This is a genomic window from Streptomyces sp. PKU-EA00015 (genome assembly GCF_013387495.1).
GTDB lineage: Bacteria > Actinomycetota > Actinomycetes > Streptomycetales > Streptomycetaceae > Streptomyces.
On sequence record NZ_JABZEE010000001.1, the window covers coordinates 274496 to 297892 of the forward strand.

Here is a 23397-nt window from a genome sequence, read left to right on the forward strand (position 1 = left end):
GTACCGGCGAAAGGACACCGCGAAGACCCGTACGACAGGTACGGAGCCACGCACGACGACCGCAGGAGGCCCGTCATGGCCCGCATCTCCCTCGCACCGCGCCGCACCCTGTTCCTGCGCCTCACCGAGTGGTACACCCGGCGCAGGTACGGCAAGGCCCTCGACCCGCTGCGGGCCCTGGGACACAACCGGCGGGTGCTGTTCACCGACCTGAGGCTGGAGATGTCGGTCGCCAGGTGGAAGGCACTCGACACGGACCTCAAGGCGCTGGCCACGATGGCGTCCGCGGCGTCGATCGGCTGCAGCTGGTGCATGGACTTCGGCCACTGGGAGAACCGGACGCGAGGGATGGACGCGCGCAAGGTGCGGGACGTCCCCGTGTGGCGGGACAGCGACGTCTACTCCCCGCTGGAGCGGGACGTCATGGAGTACGCCGAGGCGATGACCGCGAATCCGCCGGAGGTGACCGACGAGCTGACCGGTCGCCTGCTCGCGGCGCTGGGCGAGGAGGCGTTCGTGGAGCTGACGGCGATGGTGGCGGTGGAGAACCTGCGTTCGCGCATCAATGCGGCACTCGGCCTGACCAGCCAGGGTTTCAAGGACCACTGCGAGATCCCGGCCGCCGCACGGTCCGCCACCGGAACGGCGGCCTGAGCCCGGACCACCGCATCCCCTTCCGCCTCGGCAGGAAGGGGGATCCCGCTCAAGATCGGCTGTGTAGGGTGACGCCGTGGCCCGGATTCGGTTGAACGTGTCGGAGCGGCGTGAGGAGCTGCTGAACGCGGCTGTCGAGCAGATCGAGGAGCGCGGCGTGGCGGCCGTGCGGATCGCCGATGTCGCCTCGTCCCTCGGCGTCTCCAGCGCCCTGGTGCTCTACCACTTCTCGTCCAAGGAACAGCTGGTCGCCGCGGCGTTCACGCATGCCGCCGACGCCGACCTGGCCCACCTGCGCAAAATCCTCGGGCGGCGCACCTCCGCGCTGCGCCGGCTGCGGGCGGCCGTCCGCTGGTACGCCCCGACCGGCCAGGCCAAGGGCTGGCGGCTGTGGATCGACGCCTGGGCGGCCTCCCTGCGCGATCCGACCCTGCGCGAGGTCGCCCGCGCCCTCGACCAGCAGTGGAAGGCGGCGCTGGCCGAGGTGATCGCGGAGGGCGCGGAGGCCGGGGAGTTCCCGTGCGAGGACCCGGCGGCCGCGGCCTGGCGTCTGACGGCGTTCCTCGACGGGCTCGCCGTTCAGATGACGTCGTACGCGGGTTCGCTGACCCGTGCGGCGATGCTGCAGTGGACGGACGAGGCGCTGGCCCGCGAGCTGGGGGTGGACCGCGAGTCGCTCACGGCGTCCCGCTAGCCGGGGCGTCTGCGCCCGGGGCGTGAGCCCCGGGCACTGTGCCGCCTCGGCTCAGAGCGGCAGGAGGTCCGGGCGCTTGGCCGCCACATGGTCGCCGGAGCTCTCGCCCCGCAGCCGTCGGCCGATCCACGGCACCAGGTACTCGCGCGCCCACTGGATGTCGTCGCGCCGCACCTCGAAGGCACCGCGCGGCGGGAGCGGCGGCCAGGGCTGGTCCGGGTCGGCGGGCACGTCGAGACCGAGCACCTGGGCGGCGCGCAGGGCGACGCGGGTGTGGCCCTCGGGTGACAGGTGCAGCCGGTCCGCGTCCCACGCACGCCGGTCCTGAACGGATTTGAGCGACCACAGGTCGAGGACGGGGCAGTCGTGGCGGTCGGCGATGGCCCGCACGTGCGCGGTGTACGTGGCGATCTTTCCGCGCAGATGACGCAGGACCGGCACGTCCCGGGTGTCGAAGCCGGTGGTCACCATGACCGTGCCGACCGAGCTCTTGAGGTCGGCGACGGCCCGCTCGAGCCGCTCGGCCACGTCGTCCGGGTCGCTGCCCGGCCGGATGATGTCGTTGCCTCCCGCGCAGAACGTCACCAGGTCGGGGGCGAGTTCCTTGGCCCTCGGGACCTGCTCGTCGACGATCTGGTCGAGGAGGCGGCCGCGTACGGCGAGGTTGGCGTACCGGAAGGTGTGCTCCGGCGTCAGGTCGGCGAGCAGCACCGCGAACCGGTCCGCCCAGCCGACGTACGTCCCGTCGGGACCGGGGTCCCCCACGCCCTCGGTGAAGCTGTCACCGATCGCCGCGTACGACCCGAATACGCCCTTGTTCTCTGTTCTCGAATCGTCTGCCACGGGAGCACATCTTTCCTTTACGGATGTGACCTACGCGACCGTAAGGAGGGGTTGACGGGAGGTGATCTATGCCACCTGTCAAGTTTCCGTCAAGCCGGAATACGCGGAATCCCCCGCTCCGCCGCCGGACGGAACGAGGGATGCGCGGCCGGCGGCCCAACGGGCCGCCGGTGTACGTCAGATGGAGACGCCGTGCTGGCGCAGGTAGGCCAGCGGGTCGATGTCGGAGCCGTACGACGGGCTGGTACGGATCTCGAAGTGCAGGTGCGGACCGGTGGAGTTGCCGGTGGAACCGGACAGACCGATCTGCTCGCCGCCTGAAACGCTCTGACCGCTGGAGACGGACAGGGAGGAGAGGTGGGCGTACTGCGAGTAGGTGCCGTCACCGTGCTGGATGACGACCTCGTTGCCGTACGAACCGCTCCAGCCGGCCGAGACGACGGTGCCCGGCCCGACGGACTTCACGCTGGTGCCGCTGCCGGCGATGAAGTCGACGCCGGTGTGGTAGCCACTGGACCACATGGCACCGGACGCGCGGTACGGCGTGGAGACACCGCCGCCGACCGGAGCGGTCCAGCCCGAGGACGCCGGGGCGGCCTTCTCGGCGGGGGCCTCGGCGGCGGGAGCCGCGGCGGCGGGGGCCGCGGCCCGCGAGGCGTCGCGCGAGGACCGGGGCTTGGACTCGGAGCGCGGCTCCGAGTCCTTCTTCGCCTTCGACTTCGCGTTGATGGTCAGCTCGAGACCCGGGTGGATCAGCGCCGGGTCCGCACCGATGGCACGGCGGTTGTCGTTGTAGAGCCTCTTCCAGCCGCCGCGGACGTTCTGCTCCTCGGCGATCTTGGCGAGGTAGTCGCCGGCGACGACGGTGTACGTCTTCGGGGCCTTCGCCGCGGCCGGAGCGGCCGCGGCGACCGAGGCCGGAGCGGCCTTCTGGGGAGCGGCGGCGGGGGTCGCGGCGTTGGCGCCGGTTGCGCCGAGCAGCGGCAGGGCTATGGCGGCGCTGCCCGTACCGGCGGCGACGAGGCCGCGAGTGACGGGGTTGGCCTTGGGACGGCGGTGCTTACCCTTTCCGGGCATGGCGCATTCCTCTCCGGCGCCTGCGAGGTGAGCTGTCGGGTTCGGGCTGGAGATGCCCGTTCGCGCTTGTTGCACGAATTAACCCCGAGCCGTCCGAATTCTCCGGATACGGCGTACTACCTGGTTCCCCCGCTCCTGCCACGCGTGAGTGGGTTCGAAGTCCGGTCGGCGGCAGGATTAGGCGGTCCGTCCGGATTGAGCGTGACCGTAGGCGAGTACACCGGGCGGTACAAGCCGCGAATTTCGCCCGGCTTTCCCGGTCACGATTTCCGGGCCGCACCGCTCGTCACCCTCCGTGGACGAGTGACGGTCAATTCCCTTGCCGACCACGGAATTGACACAGGGAAAGCAGGCACGTTCCGTCACGAATATGATCCTGCTCACGAGCCGCATCCCATCTCCCCCGTATCCTGGGCACGTTATCCGTAAAGGCTCAATTCGGACAGAAGGCATAAACAATCATCTAAGGGCACACTTGGGCACCAAGCGCCGTCCGCAACGCCCGACTTCGTCCCCTGCCGCCGCGCGGCCCACGGCGGAGCCCCTCGCCGCCCGTTTCCGGCCACCCTGAATTCAGCCAGCCGCATCCCGGAGAAACACCAAGCGAATGACGGCAGGCCCCTTTCACGCAAAGGGAATCGGGCCGGGCCGCCGCACTCCTCGGCTTTCGATCGCGGCGGCCGGCCATTCACGCGGAGCCCGGCCGCGTGGTGCGCGGGGGCGCCCGCGGGCCCCGCCCTCATGACGGTGCCGGGGCGGCCGGTCCCGCCACGCCCGCGGGCACGGAACGCATCACGACCGACATGATTGCCTGATGAACCTGTGCCGTATCGTCGGATCGCGCCATCGTCGGCGACCGGCGCCGACGGCCGTCGCCTGAAGGAGTCCACGTGACGCAGCAGCTGCCGCAGGCCCCGTCGACCGAACCCCGGCTGGCCGGAGTCCGAAACTTCCGGGACGTGGGCGGACTGCCGACCGTGGACGGCGGGCGCGTGCGGCACGGCAGGCTCTACCGCAGCGGGCACCTCGCGCACGCCACCGAGGGCGACGCCGCTTTTCTCACGTCCCTCGGGCTGCACACGATCTTCGACTTCCGCAATGCGGCGGACCAGCGGCTGGAAGGCCCGGACGTCGAGCTCCCGGGCGTTCGGAACGTGAATCTCCCGCTGAGCGACCCTGCCGACGGCGCGGAGTTCTGGAAGATGGTCCGGGACGGCAACCTCGACCAGCTGAAGTCCATCCTGGCCGACGGCAAGGGCGCCGCCCGGATGATCGCCTCCTACCGGATGATCATCAAGGAGCGGACCGCCGAGCACAGCCGCGTCCTGCACGCATTGGCCGAGGACAGCGTCCCGGCGCTGATGCACTGCGCGGCCGGCAAGGACCGCGCCGGCCTGTCGATCGCGGTGACCCTGCTCGCCGTCGGCGTGGAGCGCGAGGCGATCGAGGCGGACTACCTGAAGTCGAACGACCCGCACCGCCGCTACAAGGTCAAGCGCGGCGACGACTCCCCCGAGGCCATGTCGGCGGAGGTCATGGAGCTGCTGAGCCCGCTGTTCGACGCCCGCGCCACCTATCTGTCCGCCGCGTTCGAGACGATCGAGGAGACGTGGGGCGGCACCGAGCAGTACCTCTCGAAGGGGCTCGGGCTCTCCGCGACGACCCGTGAGCGGCTGCGCGAACGGCTCGTCGAAGAGGGCTGAGCCCCGGGGCGGGGCCGCCTACTGGTTCTGGCCGCCCACGAGGAAGAGCAGGTAGAGGAACGCGGCGACGAGGTGCCCCGCCACGAGGTAGGCGAACAGGCGGATGACCAGGCCGCGCGGGAAGCGGTCCTCACGCCTGTTCTCGGGCGTGTCCGGCAGGGGCTTGTCCAGGGGGTCCCATGTGGGCGTCATCACAACCTCCGGGGTCAGACGTGCGGGTGCGGATCGGGACTCTGCAGCAGGGTGTGCATGAAGAGCAGCTCCGCGCCCTCGGGCGTGGCGGCCGCGATGCGGTGCGGCGTGAGCGAGTCGAAGTGCGCGCTGTCCCCGGGCGCCAGCTCGTGGACGGCGTCGCCGAGGCCGAGACGGAGCCGTCCGCCGAGGACGTACAGCCACTCCTCGCCCGGGTGCACCCGGATCAGATCGCCCTGGGCTCCGTACGGGACGACCACCCGCAGGGCCTGCATGGCCCGGCCGGGAGCGCCGGCCTGGTGGTACGTCCAGCCGTCGGCGGACGCCGGCTCTCGGCGGCCGGCCCGGATGACCGGCTCACGCTCGGGCGGAAGCTCGCCGAGGACCTCGGCGACCGTCGTACCGTAGATCCTGGCGAGGGCGAGAAGCATCGGCAGCGAGGGCTGCCGGTTCCCGGTCTCGAGCCGGGACAGATGGGCCGGGGAGAGCCCGGCGCGCTGGGCGGCGGCCTCGAGGGTCAGCCCGCGGCGGCGGCGCAGCTCGCGCAGCCGCGGCGCGACGTGGTGGATCCCCTCGCCCGTCGGTGCGGCGGAAGTGGTCATGCGTCCATTGCGCCAGGCTCTTGCCCAGGAGGCAAGTTTCTTGCCTCTCAGGCAAAGGCTCCGGGGATCCGCTCAGCGGTTGGCCACGGCCTGCTTGACCAGCGTCTTGCCGAAGTCCCACATCAGGGCGCCGCCGTTGTGGGCGTCGTCCATGACCGCCGTGAACGCCGTCACGAACCGGTCCACCTCGCGCTCGCCGATGATCAGCGGCGGGATCAGTTTGATCACTTCCATGTGGTCGCCGGCGACCTGGGTGAGGATCCGGTGCCGCTGCAGCAGCGGGACCACGACCATCTGCGCGAACAGTCCCTTCCGGGCGGCCTGCAGCATGGCCCACCGGCTGCGCAGCCGCATCGACTCCGGGCGTCCGAACTCGATCCCGATCATCAGGCCGCGGCCGCGGACCTCCCGCATCAGCTCGTAGCGGTCCACGAGCGCGGCGAGCCGCGCCCGCAGCAGCTCGCCCGTCACCCGGGCGTTCGCCACGACATGCTCGTCCTCCAGCACCGACAGGACGGCCAGGCCCGCGGCCATCGCCTGCGCGTTGCATCCGAAGCTGGCGGAGTGCGCCAGCACCCGGTCCATGGACGAGTAGACCTTCTTGAAGATCCAGTCCTTGGCGAGCGTCGCCCCGATGGGGATGTAGCCGCCGGACAGGGCCTTGGCGAGGCAGATCATGTCGGGCTCGACGCCCGCCTCGTACTGGAAGGCGTAGAAGTCGCCGGTGCGCCCGATGCCCGTCTGCACCTCGTCGGCAATCAGCAGCGCCTTGTGCCGGTGCAGCAGCTCCTGTGCGGCCCGCAGAAATCCCGGCGGGCTCGGCAGCACCCCCTTGCCCTGGATGGGCTCGACGATCAGACCCGCGACGTCGCCGCTCTGCAACTCGCGCTCCAGGGCGTCCAGATCACCGAGCTCGATGGCCGAGTCGGGCAGCAGCGGCTCGAAGCCCTGCCGGAATCCGGGCTCGCCGTTGACCGAGAGGGACCCCGTGGTCAGACCGTGGAAGGCGTGCGTGCAGTAGAGCATCCGCGGCCGGCCGGTGACGTACCGGGCGAACTTCAGCGCCGTCTCCACCGCCTCCGTTCCGCTGTTGCCGAAGAACACCCGGTCCAGGTGCGGCGTGTGGGCGAGCAGCTTCTCCGCGAGCAGGCCCGGCAGTGGAGCGCAGTCGAAGCGGGTGAGGTCCGGCAGTGAGGCGTCGAGCACGTCGTGCAGGGCCTTGCGTACGACCGGATGGTGACGCCCGAGGCCCATGACGCCGAACCCGGCGAGCATGTCCAGGTAGTCGTGTCCGTCGGCGTCCCAGAAGTACGCGCCCTCGGCCCGCTCGTAGATCTTGTCGAAGCCGATGGTGTGCAGCATGCGCGGAAGCTGGTGGTTGAGGTGACGGGCGTGCAGCTCGTAGCGTTCGGCCCCGCGCCGGGCCAGCAGTGTCGCCAGGTCGAAGCCCTTGGACGCCTCGGTCATCACTCAGTTCTCCTTGCCTGGGCCCTCGGCAGGCCGGTCCCGGAGTGCCATGGCGGCGCCGGACCGAGGTCGGGCCCGGTGAGCGCCGTGAGGTCCCGAGGCCCCCGGACTGTGGTCGCGGATCGACATGTCTGCCCCCTTCACGTGCTGGACGGCTCCGGGCCGCGGCGGCCGGTCCGGCGGACCGCCGCTCGCCGCCGCCGTGGGATCACCGGCTGCCGCTGACCGTCTCGCGGGCGGCGCGCAGGGATTCCTTGAGCGAACCCATGGTGGCGAGCACGGCGGTCGGTTCGTAGCCGCAGTGCGCCATGCAGTTGGCGCAGCGCGGGTCCTTGCCCCGTCCGTACTTGCTCCAGTCGGTGTCCTCGATGAGCTCGCGGTAGGTGGGGACGTAGCCGTCGCTCATCAGGTAGCAGGGGCGCTGCCAGCCGAACAGCGAGTAGTTGGGGATGGCCCAGGCCGTGCAGGGGAAATCGGCCTTGCCTTCGAGGAAGTCGAGGAAGAGCGGGGAGTGGTTGAGCCGCCAGCGCCGCCGGTTGCCGCCGGCGAACGCCTTCCTGAACAGCTCGCGGGTCTGCTCGACACCGAGGAAGTGCTCCTGGTCGGGCGCCTTCTCATAGGCGTACGCGGGCGAGATCATCATCTCGTCGACCTCGAGGTCGTCGTTGAGGTAGTTCAGGACCTCGATGACGGTCTGAGGGGTGTCGGTGTTGAAGAAGGTCGAGTTGGTGGTGACACGGAAGCCGCGGCGCTTGGCTTCCTTGATCGCCTCCACTGCCTCGTCGAACACCCCCTCCTTGGCGACCGACTCGTCGTGCCGCTCGCGCAGTCCGTCGATGTGCACGGCGAAGGCGAAGTAGCGTGACGGTTCGAAGTTCTCGATCTTCTTGCGCAGCAGCAGCGCGTTCGTGCAGAGAAATACGTACTTCTTCCGGGACACCAACTGGCGGACGATCTCGTCGATCTGAGGATGCATCAGCGGCTCGCCGCCGGCGATGGAGACCATCGGGGCCCCGGACTCCAGCACCGCCCCGACCGCCTGCGCCACCGGCATCCGCTGCTTGAGCACGCCGGCGGGATGCTGGATCTTGCCGCATCCTTCGCACGCGAGATTGCAGGCGAACAGTGGTTCGAGTTCAACGATGAGGGGGAACTTCTCACGCCTGCGGAGCTTCTGTTCGAAGAGATACGTCCCGACCCTGATGGTCTGGCGGAGCGGCATGGCCATCTGGCTCACCTCCTGGGGAGCAGCAAAGAACGGTGCCATTCGTAGAAAGCAGGAAGGACGGCACGAAGAACACGGAAAGCCGATATTCCACCGCGTACCGTGCTGATACGGACCAGTTCGTGCTCCGGAGCATCCACGACCACCCGGACGGCCGCAACCGGGCGGGGGCCGGTGCGCAGCGCGCTGCTCAGCGTGGCCGCGGACTCCATGTCGACGGCGATCGCCCCGGTGGCCTCCAGCCGGGCGCGCTCGCTGCCCCGCACCACATGGTCGACGCCGGTCAGCAGTCCGCCGTGCACGGTGCGTCCCGGTACGGCCCTGGCCACCGCCCGGCGCAGCAGTCCGGCAGCCGTGCACGCGGTGGTGACCTCGTCGAAGCGGGTCTCGTCCGCGACGACCAGATCACCGGGGTGCATGCCCGGGGCGAGCCCCGCGCAGAAGCCGGAGGCGACGACGGCGGCCTCGCGCAGTGGGCCGCTCGCACAGGCGGCGAGCACGGCCCGTTCCGCGTTGACCGGACCCATCCCGGTACGCAGCACCGTGACGTCCCCGGGCCGGCCGTCCGCGTCCAGGGCGCGGACGCCGCTGCGCAGGGCGGCCTTCTCGATACCGAGCGCGCAGGCGATCAGCAGCCGTGCGGCGGAGCCGGCCGGCTCCGGGGGACGGGCCATCATCCCCCCTTGCGGGTGTGCGCGCGGGCGGCGGGGGGTTCGCCGTGCACGAAGCGGCCCAGCGCGGTGAGCGGGAAGACCTGCCGGTACAAGTGGTAGTTGATGGAGAAGTCCCAGGGGAAACCGGTCCCGGTGAACTGCGGCTCGTCCCAGGAGCCGTCCGCGCGCTGGGCGCCGGCGAGCCAGGCGACGCCCCGCCGGGCGGCCCTGCCGTCCTGCTCCCCCGCCGCGATCAGCGCCAGCAGCGCCCAGGCCGTCTGGGACGCGGTGGAGGGGCCGTGCCCGATCCACTTCTCCTCGCGGTAGGAGCGCAGGTCCTCGCCCCAGCCGCCGTCGTCGTTCTGCACCGACTCCAGCCAGGCGACCGCCCGGCGCACGGCGGGGTGGGACCCGGGCAGTCCGGCCGCGGTGAGCGCGGGAACCACGGACCCCGTCCCGTAGAGGTGGTTGACGCCCCAGCGGCCGAACCAGGCGCCGTTCGGCTCCTGTTCGGCGAGCAGCCACTCGATCGCCCGGCGGGTCCGCGGGTGGCCCGCCTTGCCCTCGTACGCCAGCATCTCCACGACGTGCGCGGTGACGTCCGCCGACGGCGGGTCGATCACCTCGCCGAAGTCGCAGAACGGCAGCCGGTTGGGGAACGCGCTGGTGTTGTCGGCGTCGAACGCGCCCCAGGCGCCGTTCCTCGACTGCATGCCGAGGCTCCAGCGGACGCCGCGCTCGACCGCCGCGTCCAGACGCTCCGGGTCGGGGTGCCTGACCCTGCGCAGGGCGAGGACGACCTCGGCGGTGTCGTCGATGTCGGGGTAGTTGTCGTTGTGGAACTCGAACGCCCAGCCGCCGGGCGTCAGTCCGGGCCTGCGCACGGACCAGTCCCCGGGCCGTACGACCTGCTCGCTGAGCATCCAGTCGGCGGCCCTGACCAGCGCCGGGTGGTCGGCGGGCAGGCCCGCGTCGGCCAGCGCGATGGTGGCGAGGCAGGTGTCCCAGACCGGTGACTGGCACGCCTCGATCATGCGGACGGGCAGCCCGTCCTGCTCGTACCAGACGGCGAACCGGTCCAGCGACTCCAGGCCGGCCCGCATCACGGGGTGTTCCAGGTCGTAGCCGAGCAGGCGCAGCGCGATCACGGAGTACACGGCCGGGGGCTGGATGCCGCCCCAGCAGCCGTCGTTCTCCTGGCGCTCGATGATCCAGCGGGCCGCGCTGTTCATGGCGGTACGGCGCAGACGGCGTGGGGCGACCTTGTGGTACAGGTGCAGCGCCTTGTCGGCGCGCTGGAAGAACCCGTCCCAACTTCTCGCGCGGGCAAGCGCCTTGGGCGGGCAGGGGTTGTCCGGGTCGGTGTGCAGCTCCTCCAGCGGGAACGGCGCCGGACGCACGGGCCGCTTGGCGGACACGACGGTGAGCGGGACGATCGTCTGCCGGGCCCACTGGCCGAAGTCGTAGATGTTCAGCGGGAACCACGGGGGCAGGAAGATCAGTTCCGGCGGGAGCTCGGGCAGGTCCTCCCACTTCCACCAGCCGAAGAGGGCAAGCCAGATCCGGGTGAAGACGCGGCTCGCGGCGATGCCGCCTCGCGAGCGGATCCACGCCGCAGCGCGCAGCATGTGCGGGTCGTCGGTCCGGTCCCCCGCGAGCCGCAGGGCGACGTACGCCTCGATGGTGGTGGACAGTTCACCGGGGCCGCCGTAGAACGTCGCCCAGGTGCCGTCCTCGCGCTGCTGCCCGCGCACGAAACGGGCGGACGCCTCGGTGGTCCGCTCGTCCTGGATGCCGAGGAACTGCCGCAGCAGCAGATCCTCGGCGTCCATCGTCACGTTGGTCTCGAGGTCGCCCTTCCACCAGCCCTGGGCGTCCTGGCGTCGGAGCAGATGGTCGACCGCCCGTTCCACCGCCTTCCCGGCGGCCTCGCGGACGTCCGCGGGGGCCTTGGGCCCCGTGGCCGTCGTGGCTGTGCCGGGTGCGGGGGCGGTCGTGTTGCCGGCAGCGGCACCCGAGGCCCGCAGCGGCCCGTTGCCTCCGTCGGTCGTCGCTGTCATGGCTTCCCCTTCGTTGCAGTGGTCCTCTGCTGTGCTGGGGTCTCCGTCGGCCGGTGACGCTCAAGGTCACCGGCCGGCGACGCGATTCATATGGCGCGGCTGACGCTCCGCCTCGTGCTGCGTGTGATGGTGATCATCTCTTCCGTACGACGACGAAGTCCGCGAGCGCCACGAGCTGCGTGCGGATCCGTTCCGGCATGTCGACGCCATCGAGGGTCTCGATCGCGACGGCGTGCTGGCGGCGGGCCTCCTGGGAGGTCCACTCGCGGCCGCCCGCCTCCTCGATCAGGGCGGCCCTGGCGGCGAACTCCTCCTCGGAGAAGCTGTCGAAGTCGTTGCTCTTGGCGTCGGCCGCGAGCAGCGCGCCGAGGCGCTCGGAGGCCGGGCCGCCGGCGGCGAGCGCGGCGACGACCGGCAGGGACTTCTTGCGCTGGCGCAGGTCGCTCCACGTCTGCTTGCCGGTGGCGACGGGGTCGCCCCAGATGCCGAGCAGGTCGTCGACGGCCTGGAAGGCCAGCCCGAGGTGGTAGCCGTACGCCTCCAGGGTGTCGGCGGTACGGTCGTCGGCGCCGCCGAGGACCGCGCCGATGGAGACGGCGCAGGCCAGCAGCGCGCCGGTCTTGTTGCCCTCCATCTCCAGGCACTCCTCGACGGTGACCCGCTCCCGGTGCTCGTAGGAGATGTCCTGGGCCTGGCCGTCGATGAGCTTGCGCGTCGCGGTGGTCAGGCGGCGGGTGGCGCGGCCCGCCTCCACGGTGCCGATCTCCAGCAGGAGTTCGTTGGCCAGCGCGAAGAGGGCGTCGCCGACGAGGATGGCCTGCGCGGGGCCGTGCACCTTCCACACCGTGTCGCGGTGCCTGCGCTGCTCGTCGCCGTCCATGAGGTCGTCGTGCAGGAGCGAGAAGTTGTGCACGAGCTCGACCGCGACCGCGCCGGGGATGCCGACCTCGGGCGCGGCCCCGGCCGCCTCGGCGGACAGCAGCGCGAGCGCGGGGCGCACCGCCTTGCCGCCGTCGCCGTCCGAGGGGCGGCCCTCGGCGTCGATCCAGCCGAAGTGGTAGGCGGCCACGGTGTCCATGGGCGGGGCGAGCCGGTTCACGGCGGCACGCAGCACCGGCGTGGACAGGGTGCGGCCGCGCTCCAGCAGCGCGGCGATGTCCGTGGCTTCCACGGCCTGGGCGGTCTGTGCGGTGTCTTCAGCCGGGTTCGCCGAGGGCACTGTCGGCACGCTTACTCCTCTTGTTCCAGTCCTGGTGCTCACGCCGCCTCCTTGAGCGGATGTTCATGGCGACGGCCGAGCGCGGAGAGTGCAGCACCGGCGGCACTGAACCCGCTGCGCACGGCGCCCTCCATGGTCGCGGGCCAGCCGGTGGCAGTCCACGCGCCAGCAAGGTACAGGCCCGGGGCGCGCGTGCGCGCGCCCGGCCGCAGGCGGCCGATGCCGGGGGCGGGCGCGAACGTCGCCGTGCGCTCCCGGGTGACGAAGAAGTCGCGGACGCGTGCGCCCCGCGCGGCGGGCAACAGCCGTTCCAGTTCGGGCAGGTAGCGCTCGCGGAGCACGGCGACGGGATCGTCGATCTCGTCCTCGGCCGCCGACTGCGACAGCGCCAGGTACTGGCCCTCGGTGCACCCGGAGGCGTGGGTGCGGTCGAAGACCCACTGCACGGGAGTGCCGAGCGCGGCGAAGAACGGGCGGCGCAGCACCTTGCGGTCGTAGACGACGTGGACGTTGAGGATCGGGGCGGTGCCGATGTCCAGCAGCCGACCGGGGTCGTCCACGGCCCCTTCCGGCAGCAGGGCGTGGGCCTCGCGCTGCGCCACGGCGAGGACGACGGCGTCGGCGTGCAGCGTCTCGCCGCCGGCCGTCACCTGCCAACGGCCGCCTTCGGCGCGGGTGATGCCCCGCACGCGGGTGGACAGTCCGGTGCGCACACCGGCCGCGTCGAGCGCCTTGCGGGCGAGGGTGTCGTGCAGTTCGCCGAGGGGTACGCGGGCCCAGCCGATGTCGGCGGCGCCGGGCTCGGAGAGCAGCCCGGTCTTGAAGACCATGGCGGCGAGGCCCATGGAGGCGTGCGGTGCACGGGCGTTCAGGGTCGCGACGCCGACGAGGTCCCACAGGGCGGCGACGGCGCGCGGCGACTGGCCGTGCCGGCCGAGCCAGGTGGCGAAGTCGATGCCGTCGAGCGCGGGGTCGGCGGGGTCGAGCCTGCCCAGCGCCATCGCGGCGCGTGCGACGCCGGCGCGCTCGGCGAGCGAGAGGTGCGGGTAGGCGGCTAGCCCGCCCGCGAGGTGCAGCGGTACGGGCAGGGCGGTACGCCGCAGCCGGCCGAGCCGCGGTCCCCCGGGAGCCGCCACGTCGAGTACGGGGACGTCCAGCCGGTCCTGCACGGGCGCCAGCCGGGCGGCGTCGATGCGGTCCAGGAACCAGCGGTAGGCGGTGCAGCAGCGCAGGTGGACGTGCTGGCCGTTGTCGACGGTGAGGTCGCCGCGGCGGAAGGAGAAGGCGAGTCCGCCGAGGCGGGGCCGCCCCTCGAGGAGGGTGACCTCGAGCCCGGCCTCGGCGAGTTGCAGCGCGGCGGTGACTCCGGCGATGCCGCCTCCGACGACCACGGCGTGCGGCCCCAGGGTGTCGTCGCCCGTCATCGGCTCTCCCTCCTTGGAGGCGTCACGGACATGCTCCCCGCCACGGGCGACTCCGGGTGCGGATGCGGCGCATGCGGGCCTTGCACGGCCCCGCGCGGGCGTACCACGGGCAGCCGCTGCGCGGCTCCCGGAAGGCCTGCCCGCCGCCGCGCGGCGCGAGCGTGCGGCGGTCGGTTGCGCCGGGCGGGAGGGGCGAGCGGTCCTCGCGGGGCCGCTACCGCGAGGGGCCTCACGCGCGGCCCCCCTGCGTGCGGCGGCCGATGTGGCGGGCGTCGAGACCCGAGAGGCCGCGGACCGCCACGTACGCCTTCTCGTGCCCGGGCAGGGAGACCCGGCTGCGCAGCACCGCCTCGGGGTCGCGCTCGATGCGGTCGAGCAGGCGGCGGTAGATGCCCGCCATGGCGGCGACGCAGGCGCCGCTGCGGCGGTCGAGCATGGGCAGCAGCCGGTAGCCCTCGGCGAACAGCGCACGGGCGCGGCGCGCTTCGAAGTGGACCAGGCCCACGAAGTCGGCCCCCGGCGGCGGGGTCGTGCTGTGGAAGCCCGCGGAGCAGCCGAACCTCGCCAGGTCGTCGGCGGGCAGGTAGCTGCGCCCGTTGGCGGCGTCCTCGCGAACGTCGCGGAGGATGTTGGTCAGTTGCAGCGCGAGGCCGAGTGTATCGGCGTACTCGGCGGCGCGTTCGGTGCCGCGTGCGCCGGGCTGGGTGCCGAACACGCCGAGCGAGAGCCGGCCGATCGCGCCCGCGACACAGCGGCAGTAGACCTTGAGGTCGTCCCAGGTCTCGTACGTCTTGCCGCGCACGTCCATCAGGACGCCGTCGATGAGCTCGTCGAGCCCGTCCAGCGGCAGGGGGAAGCACTGTGCCGCGTCGGCGAGCGCGACGGCGACGGGGTCGGTGTCGTCGTCGTCGACGGCGCCCTTCCTGATGCGGTCGAGCAGTTGCCGGGTGTCCTCCAGTCGGGCGTACTTGGCCTCGGGGGTCAGCGCACCGTCACCGATGTCGTCGACCCGCCGGGAGAACGCGTACAGCGCCGACATGGCCTGGCGCTTGTCGGCCGGCAGCAGCCGGATTCCGTAGGCGAAGTTGCGGGCCTGCTGCCCGGTCACGGCCTCGCAGTAGCGGTACGCGGCCTGTACCGGCGCGGGCGTCTGGCGCGATCCCTCCATCGTCCGGCTCATCCCTTCCTGCGTGCTCTTCGCAAGACCGCTCCCGTTTCGCGCAGTACGTGGGCCTTCGCGGCTTTGGGCGGTCCGGGCAGCACATCATGTCCGGCCGTGGCGATCGCGGCGAGGGCGGCGCGCCCACCGCCGACGAATCCGGCGAGGAGCAGCCGCAGCCTGCCGTGCACGCTGCCCACGAGCGTCGTGCCCTCGTCGAGGAGGTCGCGGGCCCGCTGGGACTCGTAGGCGATCAGTGCCCGCACCGAGGCGTTCGCCGTGGGGGCGGCGAGGTCCTCCTCGGTGACGCGGAAGCGCTCGAGGTCCTCGGCGGGCAGGTAGACGCGGTCGCGGGCGAGGTCCTCGGCGACGTCCTGGAGGTGCTCGACGATCTGGAGCGCGGTGCACACGGCATCGGAACGGCGGATGCGCTCCGGGCTCGACGTGCCGGTGATCGCGAGGACCATCCGGCCGACGGTGGTGGCCGACAGCGCACAGTAGGCGCGCAGGTCGTCCCAGGTCCCGTAGCGGCGGACGAGCTGATCCTGCCGGTTGGCGGCGATGAGGCCGAGGAAGGGCTCGGGGGTGAGCGAGTGGCGGCGGACGGTGGGCAGCAGGGCGCGCAGCAGCGGATGACGCGGGGTGTCGCCGGCCGGGTCGAAGACGCGGCGCAGGTCGGCCTCGAAGGCGTCCAGGAGGACGAGCGGGTCGTCGGCCTCGGCGGGGCCGACACCGAGGCTGCGGGCGTCGGCGCCGCCGGGGGCGAGGTCGCCGTCGCCGATGTCGTCGACGAGGCGGGCGAATCCGTAGACGGCCATGAGGTCGTCGCGCCAGTCGCGCGGGAGGAAGAAGGGGGCGACGGGGAAGTTCTCGTGGGCGGCCTTGTCGAGGGTCGCGCGGGCGGACGCCTCACGCGCCTCCCGGGCGGCCGTCACCGCGCACTGCCCGGTACGACGCGGACGGCACAGGCGTGGCGGAGCTGGGGAGATTCCGTCATGGCCGTCACATCTCCCGTTCTACACTGCCGACCCAATACATCCTATTTCGGACACGCCGCCGCCCATTCTCGCCTCCGGTGACTGCCCGACCCCCGAGACGGAAGGGATAAATCCCCGCACTTGCCGCGATTCCGCACCGCTACAGCTTACGTTGTACAACGCACGACGCGGCTCCGGGGTGCCGCTGCACCCGGGGGCGGCGCCCCGATTCGCCCCAACCTTCCCGCGATGCATGGAACTTGACCGTTGTCCGGCGGTCCGTGCGCATCCGGAGGGGCACGGCGAGAGGCCGCGACCGGTACGCGAGGGCCCCCGCCGCTCGGCCTGCGGCAGGGGCCCGGGGGCGTGGTGACGGCTACTTGCCGGTCTCCTTCTCGTACGCCTTGATGACCTCGTCGGTCGGGCCGTCCATCAGCAGCTCGCCCTTCTCCAGCCACAGGACACGGTCGCAGGTGTCCCTGATCGACTTGTTGCTGTGACTGACCAGGAAGACCGTGCCGGCCTCCTTGCGGAGCTCGCGGATGCGCTCCTCGGAGCGGATCTGGAAGCGGCGGTCGCCGGTGGCCAGTGCCTCGTCGATCATCAGGACGTCGTGGTCCTTGGCGGCGGCGATGGAGAAACGGAGCCTGGCCGCCATGCCGGAGGAGTAGGTGCGCATGGGCAGGGTGATGAAGTCGCCCTTCTCGTTGATGCCGGAGAAGTCGACGATGTCCTGGTAGCGCTCGCGGATCTCCTCACGCGACATGCCCATGGCCAGGCCGCCGAGTATGACGTTCCGCTCACCCGTGAGGTCGTTCATCAGCGCGGCGTTGACGCCGAGCAGCGAGGGCTGTCCGTCGGTGTAGACCCTGCCGCTCTCGGCGGGCAGCAGGCCGGCGATCGCCCGCAGGAGAGTCGACTTGCCGGAGCCGTTGGTGCCGATGAGGCCGATGGCCTCGCCGCGGTAGGCGGTGAAGGACACACCGCGTACGGCGTGCACCTTGCGCACCCCACGCGACTCGCCCTTGTCGCGGCGCAGGATCCGGCTCAGGGCCGCGGTGGCGCTCCCCCTGCCACCGCTGCCCGCGTTGACGCGGTAGACGATGTGGACGTCGTCCGCGATCACGGTCGGCACGCGTGCGGCCGACCCGTTGTCGTTCTTGTCGTCAGCCACGGCCGTACCGCTCCTCAGCCTTCCAGAAGTACACGAAGCCCGCGAAGCCGATCACGACGGCCCAGCCGAGGGCCGACGCCCACACGTGCGAGGGCAGGTTCTCGGAACCGTAGCCGTCGATCAGCGCGAAACGGACCAGGTCCATGTAGAGGGCCGCCGGGTTGTACATCAGGACGTCGGCGATCCAGGCCGGCCGGTCGGCGAGCATGATCGGGATGGAGAACATCACACCCGACGCGTACATCCACGTCCGCATGACGAACGGCATGAGCTGGGCCAGGTCCGGGGTCTTCGAACCGAGCCGCGCCATGATCATGGCCAGGCCGGTGTTGAACAGGAACTGCAGGGCCAGCGCCGGGAGCACCAGGAACCACGACCAGGTCGGGTAGCTGCCGAACGCCACGACGATGGCGACCAGCACGATCATCGAGAACAGCAGCTGCTGGAGCTGCTGGAGCGCGAAGGAGATCGGCAGCGAGGCGCGCGGGAAGTGCAAAGCGCGGACCAGGCCCAGGTTGGACGAGATCGCGCGGACGCCGGCCATCACCGAGCTCTGCGTGAACGTGAACACGAACACACCGGTCACCAGGAACGGCACATAGACCTCGACGGGCATGCCCCGGCTGGCATTCAGGATCAGACCGAAGATCAGGAAGTAGACCAGCGCGTTGAGCAGCGGGGTCGCCACCTGCCACAGCTGGCCGAGCTTCGCCTGGCTGTACTGGGCCGTGAGCTTGGCCTGCGAGAAGGCCAGGATGAAGTGGCGCCGCCCCCACAGCTGCCTGACGTACTCGGCCAGGCCGGGACGGGCGCCGGAGACCGACAGTCCGTACTTGGCCGCGAGCTGTGCCGGCGAGAGGCCGTCGTCGGGCGACGGCGTGGGGCTCATCGCGACGGCACCGTCATGGGTTGTGTCACTCACAAGTTGAAACTTCCGTGTTCACGATGCGGGGCTGATCGGGGCTCTGTGTGTCCTTCGGCCCAGATGCTCTCAGAACCGAGCTTGTCAGACGACAGGAGGTCGGCCCAGCTTGGTGAGCCGCCACACAGTACGCCACTTCATGGGACGGCGCGGTCCGCAGGGGGTCCGCCACCCCTCCGCGAAGCCCCTGAACCACGCCTTCAGCGCGGGCGCCGTCGGCCGGCGCAGCAGCGTGAGCAGCACCCAGACGCCCAGGTAGACGGGGATGAGCGGCACGGGCAGATTGCGGCGGGCCACCCACACGCGGTTGCGGGCCACCATGCGGTGGTAGACCGCGTGCCGCGAGGGCGGCATCGTGGGGTGGAGCAGGACGATGTCCGCGCGGTAGTCGATGGCCCAGCCCGCGTCGAGCGCGCGCCAGGCGAGGTCGGTCTCCTCGTGGGCGTAGAAGAACTCGTCGGGCAGCCCGCCGACCTCCTCGATGACCTCGGTCCGCACGGCGTTGGCGCCGCCGAGGAAGGTCGTCACGCGCGAGGAGCGCATCGGGTCGGAGGCGCGCAGCCGCGGGACGTGGCGGCGCTGGGTGAGCCCGGTCTCCGGGTCGGCGATGCGGAAGCTGATGATGCCGAGCCGCGGGTCGGCGTCGAAGGCCTGGCGCACGAGTTCGCCGGTGTCGGCACCCGGCAGCAGGCCGTCGTCGTCGAGGAATAGCAGGACGTCGACGTCCCTGCCGGACGGGCCGAACGCCTCGATGCCCACGTTGCGGCCGCCCGGGATGCCGAGGTTCTCGGGCAGGTCCACGGTCCGCACGCCTTCGGGGACGTCGAGCACGGGGGCGCCGTTGCCGACGACGACGACCTCGATCCGGTCGCCGTGCTGCCCCGCGACCGAGTCGAGGAGCGCACGCAGTTCGTCGGGGCGGTTCCCCATGGTGATGACGACCGCGCCCAGCTTGAGCGGAGCCGTCATTTCAGCCTGCTCGACGCCAGGACAGAGACCAGGTGCAGCACCGTCTGCAGCAGCGCGATGCCGGCCAGCACGGCGACGCCGAGGCGCGAGAAGAACAGGTCGCCCCGGAGCTGGTCCAGGACGGCCAGCACCAGGATGAGCAGGGACGCCTCGATGCCGAGGACCAGCCGGTGGAACTTCAGCGCGGCGGCGGCCCGGCGGGCGAGCGCCATGCCGGAGGAGCGCGGCTCGGCCGCCGCCTCCTTGACCGGGGGCAGCCCGCCCTGGTGGCGGGCGACACCGACCAGGTCGGTCTCCGCCTTGATCAGGATCGCGCCGAGCGCGGCGAGCGTGCCGAGGAAGGCCCACAGCCAGTCGGTCCGCCCGCTGCCCCACAGGTCCGCGGCGCGCAGGCCGAAGCCGACCAGGACCGCCGCGTCGCACAGGTAGGCGCCGACCCGGTCCAGGTACACGCCGGACAGTGAGAACTGCTTCTTCCAGCGGGCCACCTCACCGTCGACGCAGTCGAGCAGCAGGTACAGCTGGACCGCCACCACACCGAGGACGGCACCCCAGATCCCCGGCACCAGCAGCGCCGGGGCGGCGAGGACGCCCGCGAGAGTCATCAGGTAGGTCAGCTGGTTCGGCGTGACCCGGGTGTTCACCAGCAAGCGCGTGACGCGCAGCGAGATCTCCCGCATGTACAGGCGCCCGCCCCAGTGCTCTCCGCTGCGCCGGTCCTTCACACCCGCCGGGTGAACGACCGGACGCAGTTCAGCTACGGATGGTCTTGGCATAGTCGGCGTACGCGTCCCTGATCTGGTCGGTGGTGAGGTCGAGGTGCTCGAGGACGGTGAACCGTCCCGGGCGGGTCTGCGGTGCGTACTCCACGGCGCGGACGAACTCCTCCGTGGAGAACCCGATCTCCTCCGGCAGCACCGGCAGCCCGTGCCGGCGCAGTGCCTCGGCGAACAGGGCCGCGTCCTCGCGCGCACCGCGCAGGTGCATCGCGAACGCGGCGCCGAGGCCGACCTGCTCGCCGTGGCTGGCGGCCCGCTTGGGATAGAGGAGGTCGAAGGCGTGGCTGATCTCGTGGCAGGCGCCGGACGAAGGCCGGGAGTCGCCGCTGATCGACATGGCGATGCCGGAGAGCACCAGGGCCTCGGCGAGTACGGTGAGGAACTCGTCGTCGCCGACGCCGCCGGGGTGGCGCAGCACGGCCTCACCGGCGGTGCGGGCCATGGCCGCGGCGAGGCCGTCCACCGGCTCGCCGTTGACGCGGTGGGAGAGCTCCCAGTCGGCGATCGCCGAGATGTTGGAGATCGCGTCGCCGATGCCGGAGCGGACGAAGCGCACAGGGGCGTCGCGGACCACGTCGAGGTCGATGACCATGGCGATCGGCGAGGGCACGCCGTAGGAGCCGCGACCGTTGTCGTTGTCGAGGATGGAGATCGGCGAGCACAGGCCGTCGTGCGCGAGGTTGGTCGCGACGGCGGCGAGCGGAAGCCCGACCCGGGCCGCGGCGTACTTCGCCACGTCGATGATCTTGCCGCCGCCGAGGCCGACGACCGCGTCGTACCGGCTGCCCTTTATGTCGTCGGCGAGCTTGACCGCGGAGTCGATGGTGCCGTCGCAGACCTCGTACCAGTCGGCGCCCGGCAGCGCGGGGGCCAGACGCTCGCGCAGCGCCTGCCCCGAGCCGCCGCTGACGGCGAAGGCCAGCTTGCCGGACGCGGAGATGCGCTGGTCCGCCAGAAGAGCGGCCAGATCGTCCAGGGCTCCCGCGCGGATGTCGACGACGACCGGGGAAGGAATGAGCCGGGTCAGTACAGGCACGCGATCTCACGGCCCTTCGCGAGGTCGTCGTGGTTGTCGATCTCGACCCACCTGACGTCCCCGATCGGGGCCACGTCGATCGTGAAACCGCGATGGACGAGCTCCTGGTAGCCGTCCTCGTAGTAGAGGTCCGGGTCCCGCTCGAAGGTGGCCTTCAGCGCGTCGGCGAGGTCGGCGGCGGCGTCGGGCTCGATGAGGGTGACACCGATGTACTCGCCGGTGGCGTCGGCGGGGTCCATGAGCTTGGTGATCCGCCGGACGCCCTTGCCGTCGGCCGTGACGACCTTCATCTCCTCGTCGGCGAGGTTCTTCACCGTGTCGAGGGCGAGAATGATCCGCCGGCCGTTTCCGCGGGCGGCGAGGAGCGTCTTCTCGACCGACACGGGGTGCACGGTGTCGCCGTTGGCGAGGATGACGCCCTCGGCGAGGACGTCACGGGCGCACCACAGGGAGTAGGCGTTGTTCCACTCCTCGGCCTTGTCGTTGTCGACGAGGGTGAGCTTCAGGCCGTACTTCGCCTCGAGCGCCGCCTTGCGCTCGTAGACGGCCTCCTTGCGGTAGCCGACGACGATCGCGGCCTCGGTGAGCCCGATCTCGGCGAAGTTGCCGAGGGTGAGGTCGAGGACGGTGGTGTCGCCGTCCACAGGCACGAGGGCCTTCGGGAGCGTGTCGGTGTAGGGGCGAAGACGCCTTCCGGCACCGGCTGCCAGTACGAGGCCGATCATGCGGGTTCTCCTTCGTCATGTACTGCGGGTGCACCCCGTTCATGGGCGGTCACCCAGAAGCGGATGCTCTCGGCCGGCACCACGAGCGCGACAGCCACGGCGATGACGGTCAGCGCGATGGTGAAGTCCGTGCCGTTCAGCAGGAAGGTCGCCAGCGCGACCGCCAGGACCCGCCCCTCGTGCCCGCCGATCACCCGCACCAGCCAGTGCGGGGGCGCGCCCGTACCGCCGCGTATGCGGTACACCGTGTCGTAGTGATGGTAGGCGACTGCCGCCACCAGCCCGAAAGCTGCCGGTAGCGCCCCGTTCACCTCCGCGTGAGCGGCGAGGACGAGGACGGTGCCGTACTCGGCGGCCCGGAACACCGGGGGCACCAGCCAGTCGAGGGCGCCCTTGAGGGGCCGCGCGACCGCGATGCCGGAGGTGACCGCGTAACCGGCGGCCGCCGCGACGGTCCACCCGGAGCCGAAGCCGGTGAAGGCGGCTGTGGCCACCACCGCGGCGGCACCGGCGACGGCGGCCGCGAGCGGTATGAGCCCGGGGAGGTCGCGCACGCTCTTGGCGGCGGCACGCGCCACCGTCTGGGCCAGCGGACCCGAGTCGGCGAGGTCCGCGAGCGCCTGGGCGGCGCGGTCGGTTCGGTGGGCCCGGCGGGTGAGCGAGCGCAGCACGCGGCCGGCGGTGGTGTAGCAGGCGGCGAGGGAGCAGCCGGCCAGCAGGGCCCAGAAGACGATCCGGGGGGTGGTGATCGCGGTGAGCACCGCGATCATGGCCCAGCGCTCGCCGATCGGCAGCACTATCATCCGGCGCACCCACACCGTCCAGCCGACGCTGTCGAGCCTGTCCGACAGGGCTGCCGTGGGACTCGTGTTCGCTGTGGCGTCGTGGTTGGCCTCGTTGAACGAGAAGTCGACCACGTGCCGGCAGGTCTGCAGAACCATCGCGCCGAGCGCGAGCGCCCATACGTCGTCGCCGGCGCGTGCGGCGCCGAGGGCGAGACCGGCGTAGTAGGCGTACTCCTTGGCGCGGTCGAAGGTGGCGTCCAGCCAGGCGCCCAGCGTCGAGTACTGCAGCGAGTAGCGGGCGAGCTGGCCGTCGGTGCAGTCCAGGACGAAGGAGACGAGCAGCAGCACTCCGGCCGCGACGAAGCCCGGACGGGTGCCGGTCGCCGCGCATCCGGCGGCGATGAGCGCGGTGAGCAGCGAGGCGGTGGTGACCTGGTTCGGGGTCAGTCCGCGGCGGGCGCACCAGCGCGCGATGTAGCGGGAGTACGGGCTGACGCAGAAGGTCGTGAAGAAGCCGTCACGCGCCTTGACGGCGGAGCGCAGGCGGACGGCCTCGTCGTCGACGGCCTCGACCGCCGCGCGGACCCGGTGCCTCTGCTCCGCCTCCGTGGGCACCTCGGCGACAAGGGAGCCCAGCTCGGGGCGGTGCACGGTGGCGCCCCCGGCTTCGAGGGCGGTGGCGACGTCGTCCACCAGCCCGGCCCCGGTGACGGCGGCCGCGCCGGCGGGCACGGTCGCCGTGACCGTGCCCACGGCCGCGGTCAGCGCGGCGCGGGCGGCCGGCTGGGCGGTCAGCGCCCCGGTGACGGCGGCGGCAGGGAAGCGGGGGTCGGTCAGGGCCAGCCGCAGGGCGTGCACATGTCCAACGAAGCGGGGGTCGACCAGGGCGACACGCTGGGCTCGCGGCACGTCCGCGACGAGGGCGGCGGTGTGCTCGGGACCGTTGGCGACGTGCACGTCGAAACCCAGCGACCGCAGATCGCCTTCGAGCGGCGATCCGGGTACCGGCGGACCGGTGAGGATGGCGGTCGACAGACGAACTCACTCCTTGGAGCTGA

The 23397-nt window shown here is 71.6% G+C and carries 21 protein-coding genes, 1 pseudogene and 1 riboswitch; of the genes and pseudogenes, 3 read left to right on the plus strand and 19 right to left on the minus strand.

Annotated elements, in window-relative coordinates; all coding sequences use genetic code 11:
- The first annotated feature begins 75 nt into the window (after positions 1-75).
- Positions 76-654, plus strand: coding sequence for a carboxymuconolactone decarboxylase family protein (locus HW130_RS01205; RefSeq protein WP_177147428.1), 579 nt, complete (start codon positions 76-78; stop codon positions 652-654).
- 76 nt (positions 655-730) lie between these two features.
- Entirely contained in the window at positions 731-1348 is a 618-nt protein-coding gene (locus tag HW130_RS01210) for a TetR/AcrR family transcriptional regulator (RefSeq protein WP_177147429.1), read from the plus strand.
- A 51-nt stretch (positions 1349-1399) separates the two neighbouring features.
- Here the strand turns inward: HW130_RS01210 and HW130_RS01215 are convergent, their stop codons facing one another.
- Together HW130_RS01215 and HW130_RS01220 are read right to left on the minus strand one after the other, a co-directional pair.
- Positions 1400-2191, minus strand: a complete 792-nt coding sequence (locus HW130_RS01215; RefSeq protein ID WP_177147430.1) for an SGNH/GDSL hydrolase family protein — start codon at positions 2189-2191, stop codon at positions 1400-1402.
- A gap of 177 nt (positions 2192-2368) precedes the next feature.
- Positions 2369-3268, minus strand: coding sequence for a LysM peptidoglycan-binding domain-containing M23 family metallopeptidase (locus tag HW130_RS01220; protein ID WP_177147431.1), 900 nt, complete (start codon positions 3266-3268; stop codon positions 2369-2371).
- A gap of 4 nt (positions 3269-3272) precedes the next feature.
- Positions 3273-3429, minus strand: a riboswitch (cyclic di-AMP (ydaO/yuaA leader).
- Positions 3430-4158: 729 nt separating this feature from the next.
- Between HW130_RS01220 and HW130_RS01225 the strand changes: the two genes are divergently transcribed.
- Positions 4159-4971: a tyrosine-protein phosphatase gene (locus HW130_RS01225; RefSeq protein WP_177147432.1), complete on the plus strand. Its 813-nt coding sequence runs from the start codon at positions 4159-4161 to the stop codon at positions 4969-4971.
- Between the two features lie 18 nt (positions 4972-4989).
- Here HW130_RS01225 and HW130_RS01230 read toward each other — a convergent pair whose 3' ends face one another.
- The 17 genes and pseudogenes from HW130_RS01230 to HW130_RS01310 all read right to left on the minus strand — a co-directional run bounded on the left by HW130_RS01230 (position 4990) and on the right by HW130_RS01310 (position 23374).
- Positions 4990-5163, minus strand: coding sequence for a DUF6126 family protein (locus tag HW130_RS01230; RefSeq protein WP_177147433.1), 174 nt, complete (start codon positions 5161-5163; stop codon positions 4990-4992).
- 14 nt (positions 5164-5177) lie between these two features.
- A complete protein-coding gene (locus tag HW130_RS01235) occupies positions 5178-5765 on the minus strand; it encodes a helix-turn-helix domain-containing protein (protein ID WP_177147434.1) in 588 nt (195 codons plus the stop codon).
- 72 nt (positions 5766-5837) lie between these two features.
- Complete coding sequence (locus tag HW130_RS01240; protein ID WP_177147435.1) at positions 5838-7232, minus strand: aspartate aminotransferase family protein; 1395 nt, start codon at positions 7230-7232, stop codon at positions 5838-5840.
- Between the two features lie 208 nt (positions 7233-7440).
- Positions 7441-8460 (minus strand): adenosyl-hopene transferase HpnH, encoded by a 1020-nt coding sequence (hpnH, locus tag HW130_RS01245; protein WP_177147436.1) that lies wholly within the window; start codon positions 8458-8460, stop codon positions 7441-7443.
- Positions 8461-8465: 5 nt separating this feature from the next.
- Entirely contained in the window at positions 8466-9131 is a 666-nt protein-coding gene (locus tag HW130_RS01250; protein ID WP_177147521.1) for a 1-hydroxy-2-methyl-2-butenyl 4-diphosphate reductase, read from the minus strand.
- On the minus strand, positions 9131-11170 hold the full coding sequence (gene shc, locus HW130_RS01255; protein WP_177147437.1) for a squalene--hopene cyclase: 2040 nt from the start codon (positions 11168-11170) through the stop codon (positions 9131-9133). The genes HW130_RS01250 and shc overlap by 1 nt, the downstream gene beginning before the upstream one ends.
- Positions 11171-11303: 133 nt before the next feature.
- Entirely contained in the window at positions 11304-12389 is a 1086-nt protein-coding gene (locus HW130_RS01260; protein ID WP_177147522.1) for a polyprenyl synthetase family protein, read from the minus strand.
- Positions 12390-12427: 38 nt separating this feature from the next.
- Positions 12428-13912 (minus strand): annotated as a pseudogene (gene hpnE, locus HW130_RS01265) (hydroxysqualene dehydroxylase HpnE); the annotation flags it as partial.
- Between the two features lie 130 nt (positions 13913-14042).
- Positions 14043-14993 (minus strand): presqualene diphosphate synthase HpnD, encoded by a 951-nt coding sequence (gene hpnD / locus HW130_RS01270; protein WP_177147438.1) that lies wholly within the window; start codon positions 14991-14993, stop codon positions 14043-14045.
- Positions 14990-15907: a squalene synthase HpnC gene (gene hpnC / locus HW130_RS01275; RefSeq protein WP_177147439.1), complete on the minus strand. Its 918-nt coding sequence runs from the start codon at positions 15905-15907 to the stop codon at positions 14990-14992. The genes hpnD and hpnC overlap by 4 nt, the downstream gene beginning before the upstream one ends.
- Positions 15908-16325: 418 nt before the next feature.
- Positions 16326-17123 (minus strand): ABC transporter ATP-binding protein, encoded by a 798-nt coding sequence (locus HW130_RS01280; protein WP_177147440.1) that lies wholly within the window; start codon positions 17121-17123, stop codon positions 16326-16328.
- Positions 17116-18045: an ABC transporter permease gene (locus HW130_RS01285; RefSeq protein WP_177147441.1), complete on the minus strand. Its 930-nt coding sequence runs from the start codon at positions 18043-18045 to the stop codon at positions 17116-17118. The genes HW130_RS01280 and HW130_RS01285 overlap by 8 nt, the downstream gene beginning before the upstream one ends.
- 84 nt (positions 18046-18129) lie before the next feature.
- Positions 18130-19014: a glycosyltransferase family 2 protein gene (locus HW130_RS01290; RefSeq protein ID WP_177147442.1), complete on the minus strand. Its 885-nt coding sequence runs from the start codon at positions 19012-19014 to the stop codon at positions 18130-18132.
- A complete protein-coding gene (locus HW130_RS01295) occupies positions 19011-19790 on the minus strand; it encodes a CDP-alcohol phosphatidyltransferase family protein (protein ID WP_177147443.1) in 780 nt (259 codons plus the stop codon). Before HW130_RS01295 ends, HW130_RS01290 begins: the two co-directional genes overlap by 4 nt.
- The gene (locus HW130_RS01300) at positions 19768-20829 is read right to left on the minus strand and encodes an iron-containing alcohol dehydrogenase family protein (protein WP_177147444.1); all 1062 of its coding nucleotides are present in this window, start codon (positions 20827-20829) and stop codon (positions 19768-19770) included. Before HW130_RS01300 ends, HW130_RS01295 begins: the two co-directional genes overlap by 23 nt.
- Entirely contained in the window at positions 20817-21554 is a 738-nt protein-coding gene (locus HW130_RS01305) for a sugar phosphate nucleotidyltransferase (RefSeq protein ID WP_177147445.1), read from the minus strand. Before HW130_RS01305 ends, HW130_RS01300 begins: the two co-directional genes overlap by 13 nt.
- Entirely contained in the window at positions 21551-23374 is a 1824-nt protein-coding gene (locus HW130_RS01310; RefSeq protein WP_177147523.1) for a DUF5941 domain-containing protein, read from the minus strand. Before HW130_RS01310 ends, HW130_RS01305 begins: the two co-directional genes overlap by 4 nt.
- Positions 23375-23397 lie beyond the last annotated feature (23 nt).